Source organism: Psychrobacillus sp. FSL K6-4046 (assembly GCF_038624605.1).
Lineage (GTDB): Bacteria > Bacillota > Bacilli > Bacillales_A > Planococcaceae > Psychrobacillus.
In genome coordinates, this window is the sequence record NZ_CP152020.1 from 2,075,943 (window position 1) to 2,100,520 (window position 24,578).

A 24,578-nucleotide genomic window follows, 5' to 3' on the forward strand; every position below is an offset into this window, starting at 1 on the left:
GATCGATAAGCCATCACCAATCCTTACGCGCGTGGTTATGATGTCTTATCTATCTCACTCATCCCGTATGAGTCGCCATCTGGCGCTCCAATCATTAAATGGGAACCGCTTTAACATCGATAAAGCACTAACAAATTTACTCACATAAACATAGCTGAAAAACTGTCACCAACCCCAATTTCATCATCTATATTTATTCTTAATAGCAATTTGAAAGTTCTTTTGTTTATGTTTACAGTCACTATAAAAAAGAATTGTTAGTCATAATCAACCAATAACTTTAACAAAGCTAAAATTTATTATAATAATTTAATTTACCTATCCAAAGACCTAATCACATTACATATTTTAAATTGAGAATTTCTTCATTAATTTGGGTATACTTAAGTTTGTTGGATTATATTTTAAATTATAGCTTTTTTCACCTCATAAAATTGATAAGATTTTAGCTATAATTCGACATTTTATTGACGGTAGCATCTATTTCATGTATAGTTTATTTTATCCATTTACAGAATTTTTTGTGGATTAAGGGAGGAACAGTTATGCAACAGGGGAAAGTAAAATGGTTTAACAACGAAAAGGGTTATGGGTTCATCGAGTACAATGATGGGGAAGATGTTTTTGTCCATTTTACTGGTATTCAAGGAGAAGGTTTCAAATCACTTGATGAAGGTCAAGAAGTAACATTTGAGATCATTGAAGGAAACCGTGGACCTCAGGCTGCAAACGTTATAAAATCGAAGTAAACAGTTCTTCCCGCGGCAACTGGTCGTGGGACTTTTTTTATTTTCCAAATAATTTGTTGCCTGCCTCTTTTATCTCTTCCCCAACCGTGCAGCCTTTAATACAAAACTGATGAGCTTTAGTCTTGCCTTTTTCTTTTCTTAGTTCACTTTTCACTAAACAGCCTTTACAATAATTTTCTATTAGCTGATCAATTTCATTTATAATTTGTGTATGCTTCATTTTTTCTACTCCTTGCCGTATGACATATTCAACAGTACAATTATATTTATTCGAAAAATTACCTTACATTACCTTAAAGGATGATTAATAATGATTGAATTATATATTGATGGCTCCACTACTGGCAATCCAGGACCTAGTGGTATTGGGATTTTTATCAAAGGAGAAGGTCACCAGATTAAAATTAGTGAGTTTATAGGAGACCAAACAAATCACGTTACTGAATTTATCGCCTTACAACGTGGTTTGGAAGAAGTATCGAAATTATCCCCTACCATCGTGTCTATTAGGACTGATTCACAAATAGTATTCGCAGCAGTTGAAAAACGCTACGCTAAGAACCCTGAGTTTGCAGCCATATTAGAAAAAATACTAGCTATAACAGATACCTTCGATATGTTTTTTATAAAGTGGATCTCTGATGATCAAAATAAAGCTGCACATGCATTAGCACGAGAAGCAGTACGAAAGAATTTACCATAACAAGCTACACCTCCAACAAATATATTTGAGTGGAGGTGTTTTTTTTTGGGCTTTACTATGAAAGCATTTCTTTTTACTTTTCAGGTGCAGTTTCAATCTCTCCTGGTGTTACGATTACGTCTTGTTCTACTCCGTTTGAGTTATACGCTTCCTCAATATTAGTTTTTGTGCGATTCATGAATCGTATAATAACATCATCTTTGCCGAAGAGTTGAAATAGACTCAACAAGGGGTTTCTTGGTCTGTTAACAGATCGATAAGTAAACCTTGTTTGGTTTTCATCCACTGAATTTAATTCGTAATCCACCTTCATACGGAACATGTTGTTTAAAATAAAGGCTTCTTGTACGAGCTTATGATTTGGTTCGTTGATGAACTTTTTTATAGTAAGGTCATAAGATTCGTCTATCGATCCGTTTTTATATGCTTGTCGGATTATTGTACCTTCCACTTCATGTGTTTCCTTTAAAACCTCTTCATCTATAATTTTAGGGAAAATTGCTTTCTTTTTCTCTAAGTCCCCATAGAAATAAGGCCATGCAAATTCAATAGGCACATTAATAATTATATCCTTCTTCCACTTTTTCATCCAAACTACTCCCTTGCATATCAATATGTGAACCTTTCTATATATGATAACACAAAAAAACAGACCCTCGAAATGAGAGCCTGTTAAAGTTTAGGTTTAAAATTAAGCTTTAACTACGTTAGTAGCTTGAAGACCACGTTGGCCTTGCTCGATTTCAAAAGTTACTTCTTGACCTTCGTCAAGAGATTTGAAACCTTCGCTTTGGATAGCTGAGAAATGTACGAATACATCGTCTCCGCCTTCGCGTTCGATAAATCCGAATCCTTTTTCTGAGTTAAACCATTTTACTTTACCTTGTTCCATGTGTGTATCCTCCTCGTATGCAAATTGTGCATACATTGTGTTACTATCCTTGCTCAACACTGTTAAGTAAAAGTGTTGCCACCTACTAACTAACCGAACAAAAATAATCCTCTTTAAATATAACACGCCTATCCTAATAATGCAACAATTATCCAAAATCTTTTTTAATTGTTTTCCAATAATGCACCAATCGCTCCACTATACCCATGTTTTTCTAAAAATATTGGATTTTTCTTTTTTAGTATCGTATAGGATTCAATAATTTCCTGAAGCAATATATTATCTTCTAGTGTAGAACCTATATAAATTATGTCCTCGACACCATGAGCATCTGCAGCTTGTATACATAATGTTGCCACAACTTCACCAATTATACCCTGGATACCTGCAATCAGATCTGCTTTTGTTCTTGTTTCTTCGTTTTTTAAAGAAACACCACCAAAATTACTAGCAGTAAGCGATCCAGTTATTGGTAATTTGTTATCTTTATAAATATCACTTACTAAAACATCTATTGTCGATCTATTTCCATTTAAAGATAACTGAATCATTTCCTTATAATCTGTTAAACCTGTTAATGCCGTTCCCAATCCTAAAAGTGTTCCCCCACCTACTCCAGTTCCACCAATTCGAGCATGCGAGTTATCATGCATAATATGTATTGAAGTACCTGTACCAATATTTGCAATGATTGCCGAGCTACTATTAATGATTTCCTGTTTCATTTGATGCATCACACCATTCATCGTTGCATCAAACTCAACTACATAAGGAAGATCCTCTTTTGACAAAAGGATCTTTTTTAGTTGTTCTGCTCGACCACCAGTAAGGCAGATAGAACTTGACGAATGCTTACTTTCCACCCACTCTTTAACACTTTGAAAATCTGAGGATAGAAAACTTTTAAAGGACATTATATTTTCATCGTTCCAGTAAGCGACTTTCGTTAAAGTTCCACCTGCATCAATACCAATTCTAGTAGTCATACTTTTTCCCCTTTTACATTACAGCCCTTATTTAATCCATGATCCCACAATAGGATAATTAAATGTTTCGCCATTGATTGCTTTAATTATACCTATAATCGGGACAACAAAAGCCATTATAGCAAAAATTATTACTAATGGAATACCTATTATAATAAATATCAGTAAAAATGATATAAACAGTAGGACTGACATTACTAATTGAAAAAGTACTGCTTGAATAGATAAATTTCTAATTTCATGATTATCTACTACTAAATACAACACAAATGGTACTAAAAACGGTGCAAACCAAGTGCTTGCATGTAATAATACTTTTAGCCCTGTATTTTCCATGATATAACCTCCTTTTTCTTTAACTTATTATACGGATATACAGATAATTAGTTTCATTTTCTTTCATACACAATATTTCCTGCTACTACTGTTTTACACACAGACACCTTCGCTAGATTACTTACGGTAAGCGGCTCATTAACAATTGTAAAATCAGCATCATAGCCTGATTCAATTTTTCCTCGAGAAAGCCCCTTACCTATTGCCTTAGCACTACCTATTGTATAAAGACAAAGTGCTTCATACAAGGACAATGACTGAGCAGGATTCCACACATTGTTTACTGCAGCATCCATGGCCAAAAATGGATCCGCATTTTCAATCGGCGAATCTGAACCGCCTGAGCATTCTAATCCAGCAGCTATAAGAGTTTTCCAGGCATATGCCCACTCCATTCTTTCGCTTCCTAGTCGTTCTCTTACCCAAGGAAAATCGGAAGGAACAAATATTGGCTGGATATCTAATACTAAAGGAAGCTTGCGCATTCTTTCTATTAAATCTTTCCGTAAAACATTTACGTGAATGAGCCGATCCTTTTTCGGATGAGGTGGCGGATATTTTTCGATTACATCCAATATAAGCTCTGTAGCCTTATCTCCAATTACATGCACTGCTATGTTTTCTTGGTAATCTCGAGCTATTTTCACTAATTGCTCAAGTTTTTCTTCAGGATGAACAGCTACCCCTTGTGTTCCAGTGGCATCAAAATAGTCAGTAGACAATAGAGCCGTTCTTCCTCCCAATGAACCGTCTACAAAAATTTTCATCGCACCAAATTCTATGAATTCAGTAGGTACCTCTCTCTGCATTTGTTCAAAAACTAAATGATGTCTTAACAGGTGAACTTTAAAATTTTCTTCTACAGCATCGTGGTACGCTTTTAATGGCACATTATATTGCCCGTAATAGGACATATCCTCCGTATGCACGCCTGTAAGTCCCTTTGAGAGTAAATCTTGGATACTTAATCGTATAACGTCAGCTAAGTAATCTGAGGTAACTGGTGGGATGTGAGAAGTGATTAGATTCTGTGCCTCATCGTAGAATAGCCCGTTTAATCTACCATTATCGTCTCTTCCTATCATTCCACCAACTGGACTAGTAGTTTCTTCGGTTATCCCCGCAATTTCCATTGCTTTGGAATTCGCTACAAGGACATGTCTACAAATTCTTTTTAATACGATTGGGCTTTCTTGTATAACACCGTCTAGATCAGTTCGAGTAATAGGGCGACTCTCTATTAAATTGTTATCGTTCCAGCCCTCTGTTATATACCACTGACCAGGAACGACTTTTTTTCTTACCTCTGTCACTATGTCTTCTATGGATGTAAAGCCAGAAAGGTCGAGATAGGAAAGCTTTTCCCCGTGACCGATTAAATGAATATGACTATCTACCAATCCCGGGTACATTGCAGACCCCTTAAGGGAAATAACTATGTCGGCCATGGGAAGTAATTTTTCTTTTTCACCTGTTCGGATAATTTTTCCACCTTCTGTTAAAACTGCTTCCGTCATAGAATTTTCCGAATCCATTGTATAAATACTTCCGTCTGTCCAAAGAGTTTTCATTATTTTTTCTCCTTTTCTTTAGGAGCAAGCTCATCAACCAGCAACTCCGCAGCTCTTCTATAAAAATTACTCATATTAGCTAGAGAAGAGATTAACAGTAGTTTTTGTAATTCCTCCTCGGCCTCTAATTCTTTAGTTAGTTTATCTAAATCTTGAATTTCTTTTAAAAAGACTTGTTTATTATTTTGCTGAAGGGAAATAAAGTATTGATAAAAATTATTTAATGTAAATTCATCTGAAGCCATTTTCTCCTTTAAGGGAGATAAAGTTTCTTTCACATCACTGATGGAAAGTGATCCTTTTAAATGGTAAATAAGATTAATCAACATAATATGTTGTTTAGAGTACTTCTTATTTTTTATCGGAACGAATAGCTTGCCCTTTGCATAATTGTTAATCATCGTTTTAGTTAATACCTTGTCTTCATCACTTCGAATGGTCGTCCCGTATTTAGCATCAAAAAGCTGTATAACCTGGTCCATGTATAAGTCTATTTCCGGTATATCCTCTTCTTTAATGGCAGTGTCTAAAGCTAAACGGTCAATTAACCTATTTAAATCATTCATAAATAAATGAACCTCCTAGTAATACTTAAAAACATAGTAACTTAAAACTCAATAAAGGTAAACCTTGACTACCAATACATATCAATATATCATTATATGTAGTTATTAAAACTACATATTGAAGTGGAGGCATTCATTTTATGCTAGAAAATTATATTAGAGAACCTTTTAACTCCTTATCTCATTTATTTGGAGCTATTTTAGGAATAACCGGGTTATTCCTCATGCTTATGAAAGGAGTTACCTTAAACGCAACGAGCCTAACATTAACAGCTCTCTCTATATTTGGCGTTAGTATGATATTGCTTTACACAGCTTCTGCCACGTATCATGCGGTCAAGTCGAAAGGTCGTGTTATTCAGTTTTTACGCCGTTTAGACCATTCAATGATTTATTTACTCATCGCTGGCACATATGCTCCTTTTTGCCTGATTACTTTAAAGGGATCAACAGGGTATCTATTATTTGGTTTAATTGGAATCCTAGCTTTTTCAGGAATATTATTTAAGATGGTCTGGTTTGATTGCCCAAGATGGATTTCCACAGCCCTTTATATAGGAATGGGATGGATTATTATCTTTCTTGCTCCTTCATTAGCTGATAGTCTTGGAACCCACGGACTTTTATATTTAGTTGGAGGAGGCATTTTCTATACGATAGGCGGAATCATATATGGTATAAAGCCTAATCTACCATTTATAAAAAAATTAGGCTTCCACGAAATTTTCCATATTTTCATATTGCTCGGAACCATATTTCATTTTATATGTGTATATGAATTTGTGATATAAACCTTCTACGTTGTATAAACAAAATATAGCAGATGAGAAAGGCACTTCCCGTTCAAATTGAACAGAAAGTGCCTTTCATAATTTCCTCATGTTTAAGTCAGCTTTTTAGCAAAAGCAACGACACGATTTACTTCTTTAAAGCCTAGCTTCAGGTGGACGTTATAACTCTCCTCATTGTCTAGCTCACAGTCACTAGCAAACTCCCTACAGCCTTTTAAAATAGACCAGTCTTCGCAATGTTTAACTAGCTGCTTGGCGATGCCTGATCTCCTGAACGTTTCTTTCACAAATAGTCCTTCCAAATAGCCTACTGGCGTTGTACTAGTTCCTTCAACATAGTCTGTTCGAATTTGACACTGTGCAAATCCTATTGGCTCTCCTAAAGGTCCATATGCTAGATAAACAATCGCATTCTCGTTTTTTATCAGCTGGCCTGTTTCTATTTTAAACTCTTCTATGTTGTGTCCTGGCCATAGAAGAGAAGCTAATCTGACTACATCCATTGAATCTTCTATTTCAGCTCGTTTAATCATCATTATACCTTCCATACAATGCTAAACCTCCTTTTTAGTAACGGAAAAGTCTAAGCTTGGAGAGGGAGATTGTAATCTCATTTGTTCCAATTCTATTTTCATCTTTTCGGTTTCAATGATAAAATTTTCTTGTTTTAGTCTTTCTAGTTCTAACGCATCTTTAACAGAGCTAGCTTTTATACGTGCTTTTTCTTCTAAGTGATCTGTTATCGCTCTTATGACAGGTACAGAAAAAATTAAAGCTGGTATTATTATCCATTCCACTGTATTCACCCCTATTAATCAAAATGTAGTTTTAATTAAAGATGTAATTCCTTTTATAAAGTAAAAACATGAACAATCAATTAAAGATCAATATTGAAAAATATCGGTTATTATAACTTCTTCTATTTAGCAATTTAACTTAAAGGTATGAAAATCAAAATAATCATTTAGTTATATCGTTCTTCACTATTTTATGAAATCGATTAATCCGTTATATTTATAGAATATTCTACTTCAATATCCACATTTCCTCGCAATGCTTTACTTATCATACAGCTTTGTTCTGCTTTAATAGCGAGCTTTTCTGATACTAGTCTGTCTTTTTCATCTGTTATTACAATTATCGGACGATGAATAATTTTTTTATACGTAAAAATACCATTTGTAACATCTACTATAGCAGTTGAGTTCATCTCTAAGTTTTCTGTATTTACTTTACTTCTCTCCATCATTGCAGCCAGTGTAATAATATAACAAGTCGCTGCAGCACCTAAAAGCATTTCATCAGGGTTAGTTCCAATTCCAGGTCCGTCCATTTCTTTTGGAATGGAGATATTAGTTTGTAAATTCCCTGAGTGAATATCTCCCACGTCATTTCTGCCTCCAGGCCAATTCGCTTTTAAATGAAAAAGATGTTCCGTCATAATTTGATCAAACCTTTCTTATGGATGTATTGGAAATTGTGCCACTTTCCTATATTATAAAAAGAGAAGGTAGGCGTTTAATTTGTTAAAAAATTATGGGAAAATTGCTGGTTTCATCATTGTAGCTTCACTTTTTTTACTAATTCTAGGTGTTAGGTATGTATTAGGACAAGAATTAGTTATTATGAACTTTATTGCTTTTGCAGCCTTTTCCATTGTAGCAGGAGTCACAGCTGGGGCTATGCTATTATACAAGCTCTACAAAGCATTTTATTTATTTACGTTTGGATTGGCGATAGGTTTCATTGACCTTTTCCGCTCCTTCATTATAAATCCTGAAGGAAACGGTGATATAATAGGAATCCTGTCACTGTTTATGTTTAGTGCTTTTGGGTTAGTAATAGGAATAATTATAGAGGCTGTATTTTATCTCATTAAAAAGATGAACAATGTACAATGACAAAAGGTTTTAGCTACTTGCTAAAACCTTTTTACGTTATTTCTAATACTTGGATTTAATCGTTTGATTACGCCCATTAGATTTTGCTTTATATAGAGCCTGATCAATACGGTCCATAAATGAAGAAATCGCTTCAGCCTTATGCTTGTATTCCCCCACTCCAGAAGATATTGTAATAGCCTTATTGGTTGGAGGTAAAGTAGATTCAATATCTTTTCTCAGTATCTCTGCAATAAGATATGCTTCCTCTAGTAGAGTATTCGGCATAACAATTGCAAATTCCTCGCCACCTAATCGAATGATATAATCTTCTTCACGAGCGACCCCATTCATTCGGTAAGCTATGAATTGCAGAACCTCATCCCCTGCATTATGTCCAAACTCATCATTTACTTTTTTAAAGAAATCGATATCCACCATAATCATCGAGAAGTTATTTTTACTCTCGATTAAATGACTATAAAGATATTCTGCAAACCTTCTATTTTTTAACCCAGTTAAAGGGTCAGTTAAGGATTGAGTTTTAAAATTCTCTACAGTTTCTTCTTGCTGTTTTCGATAGTTTTCAACAGTTTCCGTTAACTGCTTAGCCTCAAAATACCATGTCGGAATTTCTAGCTCATTTCTATTAAATTGAGGATCCATTGTGTACATTGCAAGTTTTTGTAATGGAGAAGCTAGTTTAGTTGAAAGGACAAAAGCTACTACAAGAAATAAAACTATAAAAGGAAGTGCATATAAAAATATCTTCAATATGATTCCAGCAAGAGGCTCTATACTTGAAGCATAAGGGGTTTGCGATACTACTCCCCATCTGCTTGCTTCTATTAAAGTATATCCAGCCACGTACAGGTCACCCTTCGTATTTTCAGTAATACTTGCGCCACTGTCACCTCTGATTAAGCTCTCTACTATCTCATTACTTTTTACTACTTCTCCGATTCTCTCTTCATCAGGGTGATAAATAAGCGTTCCTGAATGGTCCACGACATAAACATACGATCCATCTTTAGAATAATGCTCTGCTAAAATGTTTCGTATAAAATTATCCTCTTCTAAATAGATGGTTCCGTTCAGCATTCCTAGGTACTCATTTTGTTCATTAAAAAGCGGGGTGGATACAAGAACTAGTAATCTACCTGTCGCAGCCATATATGGTTTTGTAATAATATTCTCTTTCTTATCTAATGCTTCTTTAACACCTTCGGATTGAATAACAGTACCAGCAATTCCTACATTAGGAGAAGTAGCTATCGCGAGACCGTTCTTATCAATAACTGAGACAGAGTTAAAGTTTTTACTTGTTACTATCAGCTGGTTCAATACTATTGTTAATTCTGTCGGATTATCCAATAGCTTGATAATATCAGCTTTTCTCCCTTCAAGGTTAAGTTGCATAGAAGAAAAAAGCTCCTCTGACATTTCCGCCAGCTTTTTAGAATATACTCGATTTTGCTCCAACGAGTTATCAATCAAGCTATCTTTTGTCACTAAATAGCTTGAAAAGAGTGAGCTTGTCAGTATGCCAATGATTGAAAATGAAATTAAAGTTAAAATCCAAAAACGTAACGTTCTTATCATGTTTCCTCCAAATTTATACAATATAATTACTACATTTTCTCATTGTAGCATTATTTATATAGGAATAACTATAGATAATGGATATTTTGATTGATATGGAGAAAAAGAGAAGAAAAATTCTTTTTTCAAATAGGCGAAAAGTTGTGTGATGTTAAAGATTTGACATCCCTTATAAAATGGAAAATGAGCTTGATAGCTACCAAGCTCACCTTTTTCTCCTAGCATCTTTTATTAACCACCTAAATAAGCTAGCTTAACTTCTTCACTCGATTGTAACTCCCTTGCAGGCCCAGATAATACTACCTTACCTGTTTCAATAACGTATCCTCTATTAGCTACGGAAAGTGCCATATGGGCATTTTGTTCAACTAATAATACGGTGGTGCCGTCATTATTTATCTCTTCTATGACTTTAAAAATAGTTTGAACCATAAGCGGAGCCAATCCCATCGACGGTTCGTCTAGTAACACTAGTTTAGGCTTTGCCATAATCGCTCGCCCAATGGCAAGCATTTGCTGCTCTCCACCGGAGAGTGTTCCGGATAGCTGCTTTCTTCTTTCTAACAATCTTGGAAAAGTTTCATAAACCTTTGTTAAATCTGAATTAATGCCTGCCTTATCCTTACGAAGAAATGCTCCTAGCTCGAGATTTTCCTCTACAGTAAGATTAGCAAAAACTCTTCGACCCTCTGGTACATGAGATATACCAGCCTTCACTATCGTTTGAGCTGCTTTCCCTGTTATAGATTTACCTAAAAACTCGATTTTCCCTTTCTTAGGCTTTAACAATCCAGATAGAGTTTTAAGGAGCGTGCTTTTTCCAGCCCCGTTCGCTCCGATTAACGTAACAATTTCTCCTTCATTCACTTCTAACGATATATTATGTAAAGCTTGGATATTCCCATAATACACATCCATATTTTCTACTTTAAGCATGGACATTAGGAACCTCCTCTCCCAAATAAGCCTCAATGACCTTTGGATGATTTCGTATTTCTTGAGGAGTACCTTCTGCTAAAAGCTGTCCATGGTCTAATACATAAATTCTTTCGCAAACACCCATTACAAGATTCATATCGTGCTCAATCAGCAGAATGGTTAAATTAAACTTTTCACGAATAAATCCTATTAGATCCATCAGTTCTTTTGTTTCTTTAGGATTCATTCCAGCTGCTGGCTCATCTAATAAAAGTAGCTTAGGCCCTGCTGCTAAAGCTCTTGCAACCTCCAACCGTCTCTGTTGACCATAAGGAAGGTTTTTAGCAAGCTCATCCTTATATCTATCTAATTTAAATATCTTCAAAAATTCGATAGATTTCTCTTCCATCTCTTGCTCACCTTTAAAATGAGAAGGTAGTCGCAGAATGGAGCTAAGCATCGTATGCTTAGCTAAAGAATGATAAGCGACCTTCACATTTTCTAAGACAGTCAATTCATTAAACAGACGAATATTTTGAAAGGTTCTGCTGATTCCTTTCCTAGTTACTTTAAAGGGGGCTAATCCATTAATTCTTTCCCCGTTAAACATAATATCTCCAGTGGTAGGTGCATAGACCCCAGTCAATAGGTTAAAGCTCGTTGTTTTGCCTGCTCCGTTTGGCCCTATTAAACCTACAAGCTCTCCCTCATTTAAAACCATATTTAAATTTTGGACAGCCTTCAAGCCCCCAAATTGAATTCCGGCATTTATCACCTCTAGTAAAGGCCTATTTTCCATATTGACTGCCCCCTTTTGGTGTTCTCCACATTTTAAAGTAATCTGTAATCTCCATCGTCCCCATCAATCCTTTTGGTCTATACAACATAACAATGATTAGTACGAGACTGTATATGATCATTCGAGTTTCTGGATATCCTTGTAGATACGTTGAGACGACGGTTAATAGGATAGCTGATAAAACGGCTCCAGATAAGCTCCCTAATCCTCCTAGAACAACAAAGATTAAAATGTCGAACGATTTCAAGAAACCAAATTGACTTGGTTGAATGATATAAAAATTATGTGAGTAAAGAGCGCCTGCTACTCCAGCAAAAAAGGAACCGATTGCAAATGCTGCTACCTTATAATAAGTCGTATTTATTCCCATGGCATCTGCAGCAATTTCATTTTCCCTAACTGAAATGGAGGCAATACCATGTCTTGAATTTGTGAAATTGACAATCACCAAGATAGTAATTGCTAAGCAGATGAATGCTGTAGTCCATGTGGTCATATGGTCAACCTGCATACCGGAAGCTCCACCAACATAGTCGATATTCAAGAAAACAATACGAATAATTTCAGCGAAGCCAAGCGTTGCTATCGCTAAGTAGTCTCCCTTTAAGCGAAGACTAGGAATGCCAACGATCAACCCAGCTAAAGCAGCAACAATTCCACCTATTATTATGGCTAAGAAAAATGGTAATTCAAGCCTCATTGTCACAATAGCTGAAATATATGCCCCAATTGCTAAGAAGCCTGCATGCCCTATAGAAAATTGTCCGGTAATCCCAATTATAAGGTGTAAGCTTACGGCTAATATAATATTAATAGATATAACAATAATTGTATTACTATAAAATTGATCTATAATCCCGTTCATAATAAGAAGCTGTATCACGGCATAGATGGCTATCCCCAATACAACAAATAGCCAAAATTGTTTAGAGGTTCTCTTCATACGTATACACCTACACTTTCTCTCGTGCATTTTTGCCAAAAATACCTGATGGTCTAAAGATAAGTATTAATATTAGAATGACAAATGCTGCTGCATCTCTCCACAAAGAGAAGCCTATTGCACTTACAGCAGATTCAATAACACCTAAAAGTAGACCTCCTACCATTGCTCCAGGTATAATTCCAATTCCCCCTAATACTGCTGCTATAAAGGCCTTTACCCCTGGAATAACTCCCATTAATGGGTCAATCTTTGTATAGTAAACTCCAAAAATAACACCAGCAGCACCCGCTAGGGCTGAACCAATTGCAAAAGTTGCGGAAATTGTGTTGTCTACGTTAATACCCATTAATTTTGCCGCCTCTGTGTCATGAGAAACAGCTCTCATTGCCTTTCCTGTTTTCGTTTTATGTACGATATATTGCAGAATAATCATTAATGCAACGGAAACAGACAATATTAAGATGGACTGCATACCTATTTGCACACCAAATAGTTCAAAGTTTTTCTTAAAGAAATCTGGGTATGCCTCAGATTGAGCACCTCTTATATAAATCACTCCATATTCAATGAGTAAAGAAACCCCTATGGCAGTAATTAAAGCCGCTATACGTGTAGCATTTCTTAGTCGTTTATAGGCAATGCGCTCTATTAGAACACCAAATAATGCACAGACAGTCATTGAAATAATAAGTGCGGGAAAAAAACCTAAACCAAATACGGTAATTGAATAGAAACCAATGAAAGAACCTACCATAAATACATCGCCATGAGCAAAGTTTATTAACTTAATAATTCCATAAACCATTGTATATCCAAGGGCGATTAAGGCATATATACTTCCTAGTGAAATACCATTAATCAACTGTTGAACCCATTCCATGTAGTTACACTCCTTATATTTAGGGCAGCACAAGCCTAACCCCTTTTTTCATAGAGTCACAGAAAAGGAGGGAATGAATCCCTCCGTTATTAGTAACAATATTTATGGATTAACCTTTGTATTAAACACTTGCTCTCCATCTACGAACTCTATAATGGTTGCTGATTTTACTGGGTGGTGATTTTCATCCATCGAGTAAAGTCCCGTTACAAGATCTAGATTATCTGTTGCTTCTAATGCCTCTTTAATTTTTGTTCCATCTGTTGAATCTGCTCTCTCAATTGCATCTTTTAATAGATAAACAGTGTCATAGCCTAAAGCGTGGAAGGAGTTAGGGGCTTCCCCGTATTTTTCATTAAACTTATCTGAGAAGGCTTTAGCTTTACCATCTGGATCCTCTGAAGAATAAGCAGTGATAATATATGTGTTATTTAATGCATCTGCCCCTGCTAAATCAACAATATCCGGTGAATCCCATCCATCTGCTCCCATCAATGGTACTGTAATCCCCATTTCACGAGCTTGCTTAACGATAAGACCAACTTCCTCGTAATAACCAGGGATAAAGATGAAATCTGGATTTTTAGATTTAAGACTTGTTAATGTAGAACGGAAATCTGTATCTTTAGCAACATAAGATTCCTGTGCAACAATTTTTCCGCCTGCAGCTTCAAAATCCTTCTTAAAGGAAGCTGCTAAGCCTTTCGCATAATCACTACTGTTATCTGCGTAAATCGCTACGTTTTTAACCTTTAGCTCATTAGCGGCAAAATTTGCTGCTACTGTTCCTTGAAATGGGTCAATAAACGCTGTGCGGAAAGCAAACTCATTTAGTTTACCCTTATCCGTAACGGTTACTGTAGTACTCGTGCCTGATGGAGAGATAAGTGGTACTTTATTTTTTCCAGCAACTTCTACTTGAGCTACAGTGTTACCACTAGTTGCAGCTCCAATGATAGCGACTACTTTATCTTTTGTAATAAGCTTAATTGCTCCACTGGTGGCTTCACCAGCATCCGATTTATTATCTACTTTTACAAGTTCGATTTTCTTCCCGTCAATACCACCATCATCATTAATTTCCTCTACAGCCAGATCAATTGCTTTATCTTCTGATTGTCCGTAGGAAGCAACTCCACCAGATAGCTCAAGATTAATACCAATTTTAATCGTATCTCCGCCATCCCCTGAACCGCCTTCACTATTGCAACCTGCCAAAACTCCAATGAGAATGGTCGAGGCTAGGAATAATGAAGCAAACTTTGATTTTTTCATACAATGCATCCCCTTTGTTGTTTGAAAATTTTGAAATTGAAAAGCGAACTAATATCTCTTTCTTATAGTTAACTTCATCCAAAATTATCCTTTCGTAATACAATTACATTGTAAAACAAAGATAGGAATCAGTCTATAAAAATTTGACTAATTCGAATCTTTTTAATCTTTAGTATATCAATATATTAAATAAAAAAATGGCATCATTTTCATACTTCTATTATTGAAAATCATGAAATACTAGCTTCAAAAATCTGATCAGTTTAACTTTGATATCATTTAAAGGTGTCAATTTTATAACCCCTTTTTAAAAGTTAAGCACGAACAATTAATAAAAAAAGTAGTATATATGCTCATTGTCTTAGCTCTACATAAAAGCCGTTTCATTAAATAAATCTGAATATAAGAAAAATAATTACTTTTCTATTAAGTTCCGTTATAATTATTTATAGTTCGATATCCGTAATATTAAGGAGAGATGGGAATGGTACAAAGTTTACCAAAAAGATCAGAGGTTAAAATAGAAGAAACTTGGAACTTAAAGGATTTATTTGCTTCGGAAAAGGAATATAAAGATGCTTACGCAGAAATAGAGAAAAATGTCCCTGTATTCGTTGAAAAGTATAAAGGGAAATTAGATAGCGCTAATGTCATCATTGATGCTTTGGAGGAATACCAGTCTCTTTATATGAAATTTAGTTTGTTAGGTAGCTATGCAAGATTAGCGATTACGGAAGACCAGTCAAATACGGAAGCACAAATGAGAGCCGGTCAATTTAGTTCATTAGCTGGCAAGGTTGCTAGCCAAACATCTTTTGTTGACAGCGAACTATTAGAAATGCCCACAGAGTTACTTGAGGAAGCAGCAAAACTGGATTCTTCTTACGAAAACTATTTAGTGAAGTTACTAGAAAGAAAGAAATATACGCTTCACCCAGAAGTGGAAAAGGTATTAGCTGCCTACTCTCCAACATTTGATGCACCTTATAATTTATATGAAACAACTAAATTATTGGATATTTCTTTTCCTGACTTTGAGGTAAACGGAAAACCATATCCATTAAGCTACGTTTCCTTTGAAAATGATTGGGAAGCTGAAACAGATACAGTTCTTCGAAGAGCAGCATTTGAAGCTTTTTCATCTAAATTGAAGGAATATCAGCATACCACTGCAAAAACGTATGACATTGCGCTTCAACAAGAAAAAACAACGGCTGACCTGCGAGGATACGATTCGGTATTCGAATATTTATTGTTCGACCAAGAAGTCGATCGATCTTTATATAACCGTCAAATAGATCTAATCACAAAAGAATTAGCACCACATATGAGGAAATATGCAAAATTACTTCAAAAGGTACATGGCTTAGATAAGATGACCTTCGCTGATTTAAAGATTGCCCTAGATCCAAACTATGAGCCGACTATTACAATAGAAGAGTCCAAGAAGTATATTAATGAATCATTATCAGTAATGGGTGATAAGTATTTAGAAATGGTTGATCGCTCTTATAAGGAACGCTGGGTAGACTTTGCACAAAATGAAGGAAAATCCACGGGCGCTTTCTGTTCTAGTCCATATGGTAGTCACCCATACATTTTAATATCCTGGTCGAGTCGAATGAATGAAGTATTTGTTCTCGCTCACGAGCTTGGTCATGCGGGTCATTTCTATTTTGCACACCAAGAACAAAATCTATTTAATTCTCGTCCATCTTTATATTTTATCGAGGCGCCTTCCACAATGAATGAAATGTTAGTTGCCAATCATCTTTTGAAAAGTTCGGATGACCCTAAATTTAAACGTTGGGTAATATCTTCCATTGTTGCTAGAACCTATTATCATAACTTTGTTACTCATTTACTAGAAGCAGCTTATCAACGTAAAGTTTATGAGCGTGTAGATCAAGGGCAAAATGTAAATGCTGAAATTTTAAATGCATACAAGCGAGAGGTTTTAGAAGAATTCTGGGGAGATTCTGTGGAAATAACAGATGGAGCAGAGCTTACTTGGATGAGACAGCCACATTACTATATGGGATTATATCCATACACATATAGTGCAGGTTTAACCATCTCCACGCAGGTTGCTAAACGTATACTAAACGAAGGACAGCCGGCAGTAGACGAATGGTTAGAAGTATTAAAGGCTGGTGGAACTAAATCGCCAGTAGAATTAGCTAAAATGGCTGGTGTGGACATTACAACTGATGAACCACTCCGAGATACAATTGCATATATTGGTTCACTTGTTGATGAACTTGAAAGCTTAACAGAGGAAATTGACAGCAAGTAAGTTAAGAACGAACAAGCTAAACGATACTGCAAAAAAATTTAAAATGCCCCAGAAATTTTACCACTCGTAAAATTTCTGGGGCTTATTATTTAATTAGTGTGTATCAGTTATTAAACAGTATTTACTTGAGCAATTAAACTGTTAGCAAATTCATTAATTTGTTCCATCCTAACTATTAAACATAAGGCGGGTCCACATTCTGTTGCCATTCGATGATTCAGCTCACCTGCATCTAAAACAAAAATTAATCTATAGCGTAAATCCCTTTCCTTCTCAGGCACCAATAATCCATAGTTAGGATAGTAATAAGTACCAAACTGAGGAATATGATAAATACACAACCCTGGATCTTTATGTTCTAGCATACTTAAATATGTGTTATTTAGTCGTTTTAAATCACTTAACATTTCCAGGAAATCTTCTTTTAAACAGCGTATTGATTTTGAATGTACGGCAGGGAAACTGTGACCAGAACGGAAACAAATGTTGAATTTTACGCTCATATCATTTACTGATTCTATATTTAGTTCAACTTCACAAGTTGGTTGTTCTGTATAGTCTTTTAATATTGCCATTAATAAATCCCCCTTAATCTATTATTTTTATATCAAGATATATAAATTTATAGTCAACTATTAGCAACTTGTTTTATAGTAGTATTCCAACAAACCGTTGATACACCCTCCTTCCGCTTTTAAACTACTTCTATATTTAACGAACTTTGCTATAATTATACTAATTAAATAACCAATCCTGTCTAACCACTTTTTTAAAGATATAATCAAATAAGCCATAAAATATGACTTAACAAGGAGTAAATATGAAAAACAAAGTGATTGAGCAATACGAACAAGATGAGAATATGATGATTCAATTATTTGCACAATGGTGTATTAACAATGAAGTAGACCCTTTTGCACTTTATCAAACTGCCTATCCGGAACAAGCAACGAATGAAGCTTTAGCAAAAGCAGTAGAAGAAACAGAAATAAATGCTGTAGATGTAGACACTCAAACCGTAATTCAAGTACTACAGTTGTTTGGCAATGACCATCTAGCCTATGTTGTTTCCGAAATTTCAATTAAAATGAAATAAAGCTATTCCTATTCGCGGGGAATCCTCTCTCTTCCCACCATTATGGAACAAAAAAGAGTTGTAAAATTTCAGAAATTTTTACAAACTTTGTTACAAATCATGTACAATATTATCAGACGGGAAGGGGGAAAATGATGAAAAAGTTTACAAAGGAAGAAAATAGTTGGGCTCTCTACGACTGGGGTAGCTCCGCATATTCCATCATAATTACTACTGCAATTTTTCCTATTTTTTATAAAGGGTCAGCTACTGCTGCTGGCATTGATACAGCTGATTCAACGGTTTACCTTAGTTATACGATTGCGATTTTTACGTTTATATTAGCAATGATCGGACCAATCCTTGGTACCATCGCCGATTACAAAGGCTTTAAAAAGAAATTTTTCTATTTCTTTTTCTTTTTAGGAGTAACAGCAACTGCATTGCTTGCCTTTATCCCCTATGACAAATGGTATCTATTTTTAATTTGCTATACTTTTGCTGCTCTTGGTGCAACTGGAGCTAACGTTTTCTATGATGGCTTCATTGTTGACGTCACCACTAACGAGCGAATGTCTCGAGTATCATCTAGAGGTTACGGTCTTGGATATATAGGTAGTGCTATCCCATTTTTAATCAGTATAGTCATCATTCTTTTGGCCAGCAATAATATCATTCCTATTTCAGATATCACAGCAAGCCGCATTGCTTTCCTTATCACCGCAGCTTGGTGGATTATATTCGCTATTCCGATGTTTAAAAATGTAAAACAGATTCATTATATCGAGCGAGAAAAAAATCCAATTACACAAAGTTTTAAACGACTTGGAAAAACGGTTAAGGAGATTCGTCAGTACCGGGCATTGTTTCTATTTTTAATAGCATATTTCTTTTACATTGACGGTGTAGGAACCATTATTTCAATGTCTACTGCCTACGGTACGGACCTAGGCTTAAAATCTACTGATTTAATCATTGTTCTATTTGTTACCCAGGTAGTCGCAGCTCCATTTGCAATTCTATATGGTAGGCTGGCGGTTAGATTTTCTGAAAAGAAAATGTTATATGTAGGGATTATCGTCTATACAATTGTATGTACGTATGCATTTTTCTTAGAAACTATCACTGATTTTTGGATTTTAGCTATGCTAGTAGCAACCTCTCAAGGTGGGATCCAAGCATTAAGTAGATCGTATTTCGGCAAGCTAATACCAAAAGAAAATTCTAACGAGTTTTTTGGGTTCTATAATATTTTCGGTAAATTTGCTTCCATAATGGGACCTTTATTAATTGGATTTACTACACAAGTTACAGGGAATTCCTCTTACGGTGTATTTAGCTTAATCATCTTATTTATTATTGGAATAATAGTTTTGACACAAGTACCAGAACCAGAAGAAGCACCAAAGCCTGTACCAGTTGATGCTGTCTAATAGTTTGCAAAAAGTGAAATTGCCACGCGCAATTTCACTTTTCACTTTCTGTATGAAATTTAAAATCTCTATACTTTGATGCTCCCGTTGCTCCTAATAAGCTCATTATATTTCAATTTCTTTAATTACTTTTGCCGGATTACCGCCTACCACCACATTCGCAGGCACATCTTTTACAACGACAGCACCAGCTGCAATAATAGCATTATCTCCAATATTGACTCCTGGATTGATAACTGCATGTCCCCCTATCCAAACATTATTTCCAATTGTGACAGGTTTTCCATACTCTCTGCCGGAATTACGTTCTCCTGGATGCAGAGGATGTGTGGCTGTATAAATTTGCACACTTGGTCCAAGCATGCAATTATCCCCAAAGCGAACTTCACAAACATCCAATATGATAAAATCAAAATTCGCAAAAAAGTTGTCACCAACATGCGTATTATAGCCATAATCAAATCTAATCGTTGGCTCCATATAAACTAATTTCCCTGTAGAACCTAATAAGTCCATTAGTAGTTCACGGCGTTTTTCCCCTTCACTTTCAATAGTCTCATTATAAATTCTTACCTTTCTCCTTGCCTCTTCCCTGTCTCTAACTAATTCGGTATCTGCTGGATTATACAATTCACCGGACAGCATTTTTTCTTTTTCAGATTTCATTTTTATCCTCCTCATCTTTATACTTAACTGGCATTATATCTCTTGACCAAAGCCTAACACATTTAAGGTAGTTCCAACTTATTTTTTCTATATTGATCGTTAGACTTCTCTTGCCATTAGTTTAGTTAAATTCAAAAAGACAACCCAGTAATTTATTGGGTCGTCTTAATTTCTTTAATTTGAATTTATTTATATTGGAGTTTACCTTTTATAAGCCTTCTCTTTGTCCAAATAAGCGTAAATAATAAGAACAATTCAAATGCATTCGTGACCGCACCGCTCTCTACATTGATAGGAACCGCACTACCTATTGTCATAACGATTGCACCTATAAAAAATACTGCCCATTTTGTTTTCTTCCAAAGAATAGCACTAGTTACGATTAATACAAGTGTTACTAGAAGAATCATAATTGGTGGCCCTGAAGCTTCTTCTGTAGAGACATATCTAAGAACCCCATATTCCTCCTCAGCCTTTAATGTAAGCTGAGACGCTTCCAACCATATTTCAATACCTATTAAAATCAATGTATAAATAATAGCTGATATCGTAAGCCATTTTTTCTGAGCCCATGCTATTCCACTTTCCTTCAATGTACCAACCGCAAATAAGACAAGTAATGGAGTTAAAAATGCATGCGTCCAAAATCGTAAGAGATTCAAGGTTTCCAGCAAATCACCTTCACCGATCCATCTCCCAATACCAATTATTCCATTATCATAGATGAGTGCCAAAATAATAAGATACACAAAGCTTGTCCACTTGAAAACATCTTTTTTCTTTATTCCTATTAATCCCCAAATAAACAGCCCTATATATGCCGCTGTAAAAAATAAGTACAAAATAGTATCCATTGATTTCCCCTCCTTTATTATTTCTTTCCCATAAAAGAGGGGTTATAATCTTAAATTTAATAGTTGTTTTCCAACGAGCATCCTCTGTTCCATTTCGAAAAGTATATCGTATGTAAAAGCAAGCTAGAAAACAAGATCATAAGGATATTTCAAGGAACTGAAATGCAATAAAAAGCTGAGAACTCCACCTATAGCTCATCATTGTATTTCTGCCTATTAACGATTATATTTTTAATTTATCTGTAGTTTAATCAGTGTCGTCATTTTTGAATTGAATATATTTTTGCGTTAATAATCCCGCATGAAATACATTTAATAACATTAAAATGTAGAACACAACCGGTCCAAAGAAAAAACTATTACCATCATTAAATTGTATAAAAGAAAAGGAAGCAATAATAAAGAGAGTGGCAGTTATTGTGGAAAGTATTAATTGACCCTTTGCAGATTTTATCATTTTGTCCCTCCTTAAAGATTACAAATCATTCAACTCTACCTCAAAAAAACAATGACCTATATCGTGTCATTTAAAGTCTCTACATTGATAAACTCTTTAATATTTTAACATAAATATCCAGTTACAACATGGGTAACCGACCTTTGCAGAAAGTCACTATTTTCCTTTAATCAATAATAAAAACACAGGAAAAATATCCTGTGTTAACTGTTATATTTATTATTTCGCAAAAGTAGCAGGCATGACAACAGCGATTACTTCCCCTTTAGCACAAAGGACGTCTCCAGCAAACACCTCAGAAGTCACCTTCCACTTTTTCGGATGTATTTCTTCCACCGTACCGATAGCCTTTAGTTCAACTTTTTGTGGTGTTGGTTTCAGAAAATCCACATGCAGTGAACCCGTCACAAATCGTGGAGGTGCCTCACCACTGCCAGGCTCAAATCCATTTTTTCGGTGAAGAGCAAGTGATGCTGAGCCGGTCCCGTGACAATCTACCAAAGCCCCTATTAATCCACCATACACAAAGCCAGGAATTGCAGTATGCTCTTCTCTAGGTTGATAAATTGTTTCTGTTTGATCTCCATTCCAATATGTCTTTAAATGATACCCCTCTTCATTTAAACGACCACATCCATAACACCAAGCAAAATCATCCGGATATTCATCCTGTATAGCAATTTTGTGTTCTGTCATTATTTCTCCCCCTTTAACAAACCATACAAAAAAGCAAACTATCAGTCAACTTAAATTAAGAGTTTTCAAATAAATATTATTATTTATATAATGATTCTCTCCTATCTTGAAAAACCGGAATTCTACCTCTTACTTCTTCTACAAGATTTAAATCAATATCTACTAGACCGGTAGTTTCCTCCTCATTACCTAACCATACTATTTCTCCCCAAGGGGCAATCACCATCGAGTTACCATTAAATTCATTGTTCGGGTCTTTTCCTACTCGATTTACTGCCACTATATAGCATTGATTTTCGATTGCTCTTGCCTGCAGAAGAATTTTCCAATGATCAATCCGGGCTGCTGGCCACTGTGCAGGAACAAATATTACCTTGGCTCCTAGTAAAGAGTGAGCCCGAAACCATTCAGGAAAGCGAAGATCATAGCATATAACACCTGCCATCTTTATATTCTCGATTTCGAATAAGTTTTTCTTGTTTCCTGCTTTTAAATACAAATGTTCATCCATTAGCTTAAATAAGTGGGCCTTATCATACTCTGTTATGATATCTCCAGAATCATTTACAATATACATCGTATTATAAAAATGAGAATCCTTTTTTGTAGAGACAGAGCCACCGATAATGTGAATATGTAATTCCTTCGCTAGCTTGGCTAATAATTTCTTTGTGTCATTCCCCTCTTTATCAGCTATTTCTTCTAATCTAGTCAAATCATATCCCGTGTTCCACATTTCCGGTAAAATGATTAGTTTAGCTTCTTGCTTTGCAGCCTCTCTAATCTTCTTTTCAACGTTTTCAAAATTTTCTTTAGGATTACCAAATGCTATATCTAACTGAACACAAGCAATTTTCATACCGACACCACCTCTAGACATAATACTAAAAAGGTTATAAGATTTGACTAATATATGCAACTATTTAGAAAAAGAGGTATTGCCCATGGAATTTTCTGATCGTATAAAAAATCTCCCTCCCCAGTTTTTTGCAACACTAGTACAAAAAGTCTCGAAAGCTGTGGCAGAAGGAAGAGATGTGATAAATCTTGGACAAGGTAATCCCGACCAGCCCACACCGGATCATATTGTAAAAGCATTATCAAGTGCTGCTAAAAACCCTCAATCTCATAAATATTCTCCATTCAGAGGAATAAATGAGTTGAAGCAAGCAGCAGTAGATTTTTATTCGCGCGAATACAACGTAAATTTGGATCCTGATACAGAAGTCGCTATTTTATTTGGAACTAAAATTGGTTTGGTTGAACTACCTTTAGCTTTGATGAATGATAACGAGTTAATGCTTCTTCCAGACCCTGGTTATCCAGATTACTTATCAGGTATTGGGCTAGCCAATGTACAATTTGAAACAATGCCCCTGTTAGAGGAAAATTGTTTTCTTCCAGATTACGAGCAGCTTTCTACAGAACAAAAAGAAGCTGCAAAACTGATGTATTTGAATTATCCAAATAACCCAACTGGAGCTTCTGCCACTTCAGAATTTTTTCAAGAAACGGTAGATTTAGCGAAGGAAAATGGTATAGCCGTTGTACATGACTTTGCGTATGGAGGTATTGGGTTTGATGGAAAGAAACCAGTTAGCTTTTTAGAAGCAAAAGGCGCAAAGGAAATCGGCATTGAAATGTATACACTCTCTAAAACCTATAATATGGCTGGATGGCGTGTGGGTTTTGCAGTCGGTAATTCTAAAATCATTGAATCTATTAATATTATACAAGATCATCTTTTTGTCAGTCTCTTTCCTGCGGTTCAGACTGCAGCAGCCGAAGCATTAAATGGCTCTCAAGAATGTGTGGATGAATTAGTAGCACTTTATGAAAAAAGAAGAAACATTTTCATAGAGGCATGTAGAAAAATTGGTTGGAACGTAAAAGCTCCAGAAGGCTCTTTCTTCGCTTGGCTTCCAGTTCCAAATGGCTATACTAGCGAGGAATTTGCAGACCTTCTTTTAGAAAAAGCTGATGTTGCAGTCGCTGCTGGAAACGGCTTCGGTAAGCATGGAGAAGGTTATGTACGGGTGGGGCTATTAGTTGATGAGGATCGACTCGTCGAAGCCGTAGAAAGAATAGAAAAGCTACAGCTTTTTTAACAAGTAAATCAGTTTCTGTTTTTAAAATAACCAGTATTTTATTTTGAAAGTTTACTTAAAACTTCTTGCAAAAGTTATTTAAAATGAAAATGGCTATGT

At 35.4% G+C, this 24,578-nt stretch carries 30 protein-coding genes; 8 read left to right on the plus strand and 22 right to left on the minus strand.

Annotated features, from left to right (window positions below; genetic code table 11):
* Nucleotides 1–545: 545 nt before the first annotated feature.
* Nucleotides 546–749: a cold shock domain-containing protein gene (locus MKY09_RS10250; protein ID WP_169360131.1), complete on the plus strand. Its 204-nt coding sequence runs from the start codon at nucleotides 546–548 to the stop codon at nucleotides 747–749.
* Between the two features lie 37 nt (nucleotides 750–786).
* On the opposite strand, the gene MKY09_RS10255 is transcribed toward MKY09_RS10250, so the two are convergent.
* Nucleotides 787–969 carry a zinc-finger domain-containing protein gene (locus tag MKY09_RS10255; RefSeq protein ID WP_340883643.1) on the minus strand — a complete coding sequence of 61 codons (183 nt, stop codon included), beginning with the start codon at nucleotides 967–969 and terminating at the stop codon, nucleotides 787–789.
* A gap of 90 nt (nucleotides 970–1,059) precedes the next feature.
* Here MKY09_RS10255 and MKY09_RS10260 point away from each other — a divergent pair, with 90 nt between their 5' ends.
* Nucleotides 1,060–1,452 (plus strand): reverse transcriptase-like protein, encoded by a 393-nt coding sequence (locus MKY09_RS10260; RefSeq protein ID WP_340883644.1) that lies wholly within the window; start codon nucleotides 1,060–1,062, stop codon nucleotides 1,450–1,452.
* Between the two features lie 73 nt (nucleotides 1,453–1,525).
* Here MKY09_RS10260 and MKY09_RS10265 read toward each other — a convergent pair whose 3' ends face one another.
* The 6 genes from MKY09_RS10265 to MKY09_RS10290 all read right to left on the minus strand — a co-directional run bounded on the left by MKY09_RS10265 (nucleotide 1,526) and on the right by MKY09_RS10290 (nucleotide 5,803).
* The gene (locus tag MKY09_RS10265) at nucleotides 1,526–2,041 is read right to left on the minus strand and encodes an SRPBCC family protein (RefSeq protein WP_340883646.1); all 516 of its coding nucleotides are present in this window, start codon (nucleotides 2,039–2,041) and stop codon (nucleotides 1,526–1,528) included.
* 102 nt (nucleotides 2,042–2,143) lie between these two features.
* Complete coding sequence (locus tag MKY09_RS10270; RefSeq protein ID WP_053589685.1) at nucleotides 2,144–2,344, minus strand: cold-shock protein; 201 nt, start codon at nucleotides 2,342–2,344, stop codon at nucleotides 2,144–2,146.
* Nucleotides 2,345–2,508: 164 nt separating this feature from the next.
* A complete protein-coding gene (gene coaW, locus MKY09_RS10275; protein ID WP_169360135.1) occupies nucleotides 2,509–3,330 on the minus strand; it encodes a type II pantothenate kinase in 822 nt (273 codons plus the stop codon).
* Between the two features lie 27 nt (nucleotides 3,331–3,357).
* Nucleotides 3,358–3,666, minus strand: coding sequence for a DUF4870 domain-containing protein (locus tag MKY09_RS10280; protein WP_340883647.1), 309 nt, complete (start codon nucleotides 3,664–3,666; stop codon nucleotides 3,358–3,360).
* Between the two features lie 53 nt (nucleotides 3,667–3,719).
* Nucleotides 3,720–5,237 (minus strand): amidohydrolase, encoded by a 1,518-nt coding sequence (locus MKY09_RS10285; protein WP_340883648.1) that lies wholly within the window; start codon nucleotides 5,235–5,237, stop codon nucleotides 3,720–3,722.
* Entirely contained in the window at nucleotides 5,237–5,803 is a 567-nt protein-coding gene (locus MKY09_RS10290) for a DUF1836 domain-containing protein (protein WP_298471705.1), read from the minus strand. Before MKY09_RS10290 ends, MKY09_RS10285 begins: the two co-directional genes overlap by 1 nt.
* Before the next feature lie 140 nt (nucleotides 5,804–5,943).
* On the opposite strand from MKY09_RS10290, the gene MKY09_RS10295 reads away from it, so the two are divergent.
* Complete coding sequence (locus MKY09_RS10295; RefSeq protein ID WP_340883649.1) at nucleotides 5,944–6,594, plus strand: hemolysin III family protein; 651 nt, start codon at nucleotides 5,944–5,946, stop codon at nucleotides 6,592–6,594.
* A 92-nt stretch (nucleotides 6,595–6,686) separates the two neighbouring features.
* On the opposite strand, the gene aac(6') is transcribed toward MKY09_RS10295, so the two are convergent.
* The 3 genes from aac(6') to MKY09_RS10310 form a co-directional block, all read right to left on the minus strand.
* Nucleotides 6,687–7,142, minus strand: coding sequence for an aminoglycoside 6'-N-acetyltransferase (gene aac(6') / locus MKY09_RS10300; RefSeq protein WP_342560705.1), 456 nt, complete (start codon nucleotides 7,140–7,142; stop codon nucleotides 6,687–6,689).
* A gap of 6 nt (nucleotides 7,143–7,148) precedes the next feature.
* Entirely contained in the window at nucleotides 7,149–7,391 is a 243-nt protein-coding gene (locus MKY09_RS10305; RefSeq protein WP_169360140.1) for a hypothetical protein, read from the minus strand.
* Nucleotides 7,392–7,594: 203 nt separating this feature from the next.
* Nucleotides 7,595–8,035 carry an OsmC family protein gene (locus tag MKY09_RS10310; RefSeq protein WP_340883651.1) on the minus strand — a complete coding sequence of 147 codons (441 nt, stop codon included), beginning with the start codon at nucleotides 8,033–8,035 and terminating at the stop codon, nucleotides 7,595–7,597.
* A gap of 82 nt (nucleotides 8,036–8,117) precedes the next feature.
* Here MKY09_RS10310 and MKY09_RS10315 point away from each other — a divergent pair, with 82 nt between their 5' ends.
* On the plus strand, nucleotides 8,118–8,495 hold the full coding sequence (locus MKY09_RS10315) for a hypothetical protein (protein ID WP_340883653.1): 378 nt from the start codon (nucleotides 8,118–8,120) through the stop codon (nucleotides 8,493–8,495).
* Nucleotides 8,496–8,537: 42 nt separating this feature from the next.
* Here MKY09_RS10315 and MKY09_RS10320 read toward each other — a convergent pair whose 3' ends face one another.
* The 6 genes from MKY09_RS10320 to MKY09_RS10345 form a co-directional block, all read right to left on the minus strand.
* Complete coding sequence (locus tag MKY09_RS10320) at nucleotides 8,538–10,076, minus strand: sensor domain-containing diguanylate cyclase (RefSeq protein WP_340883655.1); 1,539 nt, start codon at nucleotides 10,074–10,076, stop codon at nucleotides 8,538–8,540.
* 231 nt (nucleotides 10,077–10,307) lie between these two features.
* Complete coding sequence (locus tag MKY09_RS10325; RefSeq protein WP_169360166.1) at nucleotides 10,308–11,012, minus strand: ABC transporter ATP-binding protein; 705 nt, start codon at nucleotides 11,010–11,012, stop codon at nucleotides 10,308–10,310.
* Nucleotides 11,005–11,793, minus strand: coding sequence for an ABC transporter ATP-binding protein (locus MKY09_RS10330; RefSeq protein ID WP_169360144.1), 789 nt, complete (start codon nucleotides 11,791–11,793; stop codon nucleotides 11,005–11,007). Before MKY09_RS10330 ends, MKY09_RS10325 begins: the two co-directional genes overlap by 8 nt.
* Nucleotides 11,783–12,736 carry a branched-chain amino acid ABC transporter permease gene (locus tag MKY09_RS10335; RefSeq protein WP_342560703.1) on the minus strand — a complete coding sequence of 318 codons (954 nt, stop codon included), beginning with the start codon at nucleotides 12,734–12,736 and terminating at the stop codon, nucleotides 11,783–11,785. Before MKY09_RS10335 ends, MKY09_RS10330 begins: the two co-directional genes overlap by 11 nt.
* A 10-nt stretch (nucleotides 12,737–12,746) precedes the next feature.
* Entirely contained in the window at nucleotides 12,747–13,619 is an 873-nt protein-coding gene (locus tag MKY09_RS10340) for a branched-chain amino acid ABC transporter permease (RefSeq protein ID WP_342566616.1), read from the minus strand.
* A gap of 102 nt (nucleotides 13,620–13,721) precedes the next feature.
* Nucleotides 13,722–14,903, minus strand: coding sequence for an ABC transporter substrate-binding protein (locus MKY09_RS10345; protein ID WP_342560702.1), 1,182 nt, complete (start codon nucleotides 14,901–14,903; stop codon nucleotides 13,722–13,724).
* 475 nt (nucleotides 14,904–15,378) lie between these two features.
* Here MKY09_RS10345 and pepF point away from each other — a divergent pair, with 475 nt between their 5' ends.
* Entirely contained in the window at nucleotides 15,379–17,190 is a 1,812-nt protein-coding gene (pepF, locus tag MKY09_RS10350) for an oligoendopeptidase F (RefSeq protein WP_340883659.1), read from the plus strand.
* A gap of 110 nt (nucleotides 17,191–17,300) precedes the next feature.
* Here pepF and MKY09_RS10355 read toward each other — a convergent pair whose 3' ends face one another.
* Nucleotides 17,301–17,765 (minus strand): hypothetical protein, encoded by a 465-nt coding sequence (locus tag MKY09_RS10355; RefSeq protein ID WP_298471724.1) that lies wholly within the window; start codon nucleotides 17,763–17,765, stop codon nucleotides 17,301–17,303.
* A gap of 245 nt (nucleotides 17,766–18,010) precedes the next feature.
* On the opposite strand from MKY09_RS10355, the gene MKY09_RS10360 reads away from it, so the two are divergent.
* On the plus strand, nucleotides 18,011–18,286 hold the full coding sequence (locus MKY09_RS10360) for a hypothetical protein (protein ID WP_342560700.1): 276 nt from the start codon (nucleotides 18,011–18,013) through the stop codon (nucleotides 18,284–18,286).
* Nucleotides 18,287–18,420: 134 nt separating this feature from the next.
* Complete coding sequence (locus MKY09_RS10365; protein ID WP_251556171.1) at nucleotides 18,421–19,698, plus strand: MFS transporter; 1,278 nt, start codon at nucleotides 18,421–18,423, stop codon at nucleotides 19,696–19,698.
* A 105-nt stretch (nucleotides 19,699–19,803) separates the two neighbouring features.
* Here MKY09_RS10365 and MKY09_RS10370 read toward each other — a convergent pair whose 3' ends face one another.
* From MKY09_RS10370 to MKY09_RS10390, 5 genes are all read right to left on the minus strand, one after another.
* Nucleotides 19,804–20,364, minus strand: a complete 561-nt coding sequence (locus tag MKY09_RS10370) for a sugar O-acetyltransferase (RefSeq protein WP_342566617.1) — start codon at nucleotides 20,362–20,364, stop codon at nucleotides 19,804–19,806.
* A 185-nt stretch (nucleotides 20,365–20,549) separates the two neighbouring features.
* Nucleotides 20,550–21,218 (minus strand): hypothetical protein, encoded by a 669-nt coding sequence (locus MKY09_RS10375; protein ID WP_342560699.1) that lies wholly within the window; start codon nucleotides 21,216–21,218, stop codon nucleotides 20,550–20,552.
* A 247-nt stretch (nucleotides 21,219–21,465) separates the two neighbouring features.
* The gene (locus MKY09_RS10380) at nucleotides 21,466–21,675 is read right to left on the minus strand and encodes a hypothetical protein (protein ID WP_169360154.1); all 210 of its coding nucleotides are present in this window, start codon (nucleotides 21,673–21,675) and stop codon (nucleotides 21,466–21,468) included.
* 219 nt (nucleotides 21,676–21,894) lie between these two features.
* Nucleotides 21,895–22,371: a PaaI family thioesterase gene (locus tag MKY09_RS10385; RefSeq protein ID WP_340883665.1), complete on the minus strand. Its 477-nt coding sequence runs from the start codon at nucleotides 22,369–22,371 to the stop codon at nucleotides 21,895–21,897.
* A 79-nt stretch (nucleotides 22,372–22,450) separates the two neighbouring features.
* On the minus strand, nucleotides 22,451–23,230 hold the full coding sequence (locus MKY09_RS10390) for a carbon-nitrogen family hydrolase (protein WP_342560698.1): 780 nt from the start codon (nucleotides 23,228–23,230) through the stop codon (nucleotides 22,451–22,453).
* An 85-nt stretch (nucleotides 23,231–23,315) separates the two neighbouring features.
* On the opposite strand from MKY09_RS10390, the gene MKY09_RS10395 reads away from it, so the two are divergent.
* Nucleotides 23,316–24,479 (plus strand): pyridoxal phosphate-dependent aminotransferase, encoded by a 1,164-nt coding sequence (locus tag MKY09_RS10395; RefSeq protein WP_342566618.1) that lies wholly within the window; start codon nucleotides 23,316–23,318, stop codon nucleotides 24,477–24,479.
* The last annotated feature ends 99 nt before the right edge of the window (nucleotides 24,480–24,578 follow it).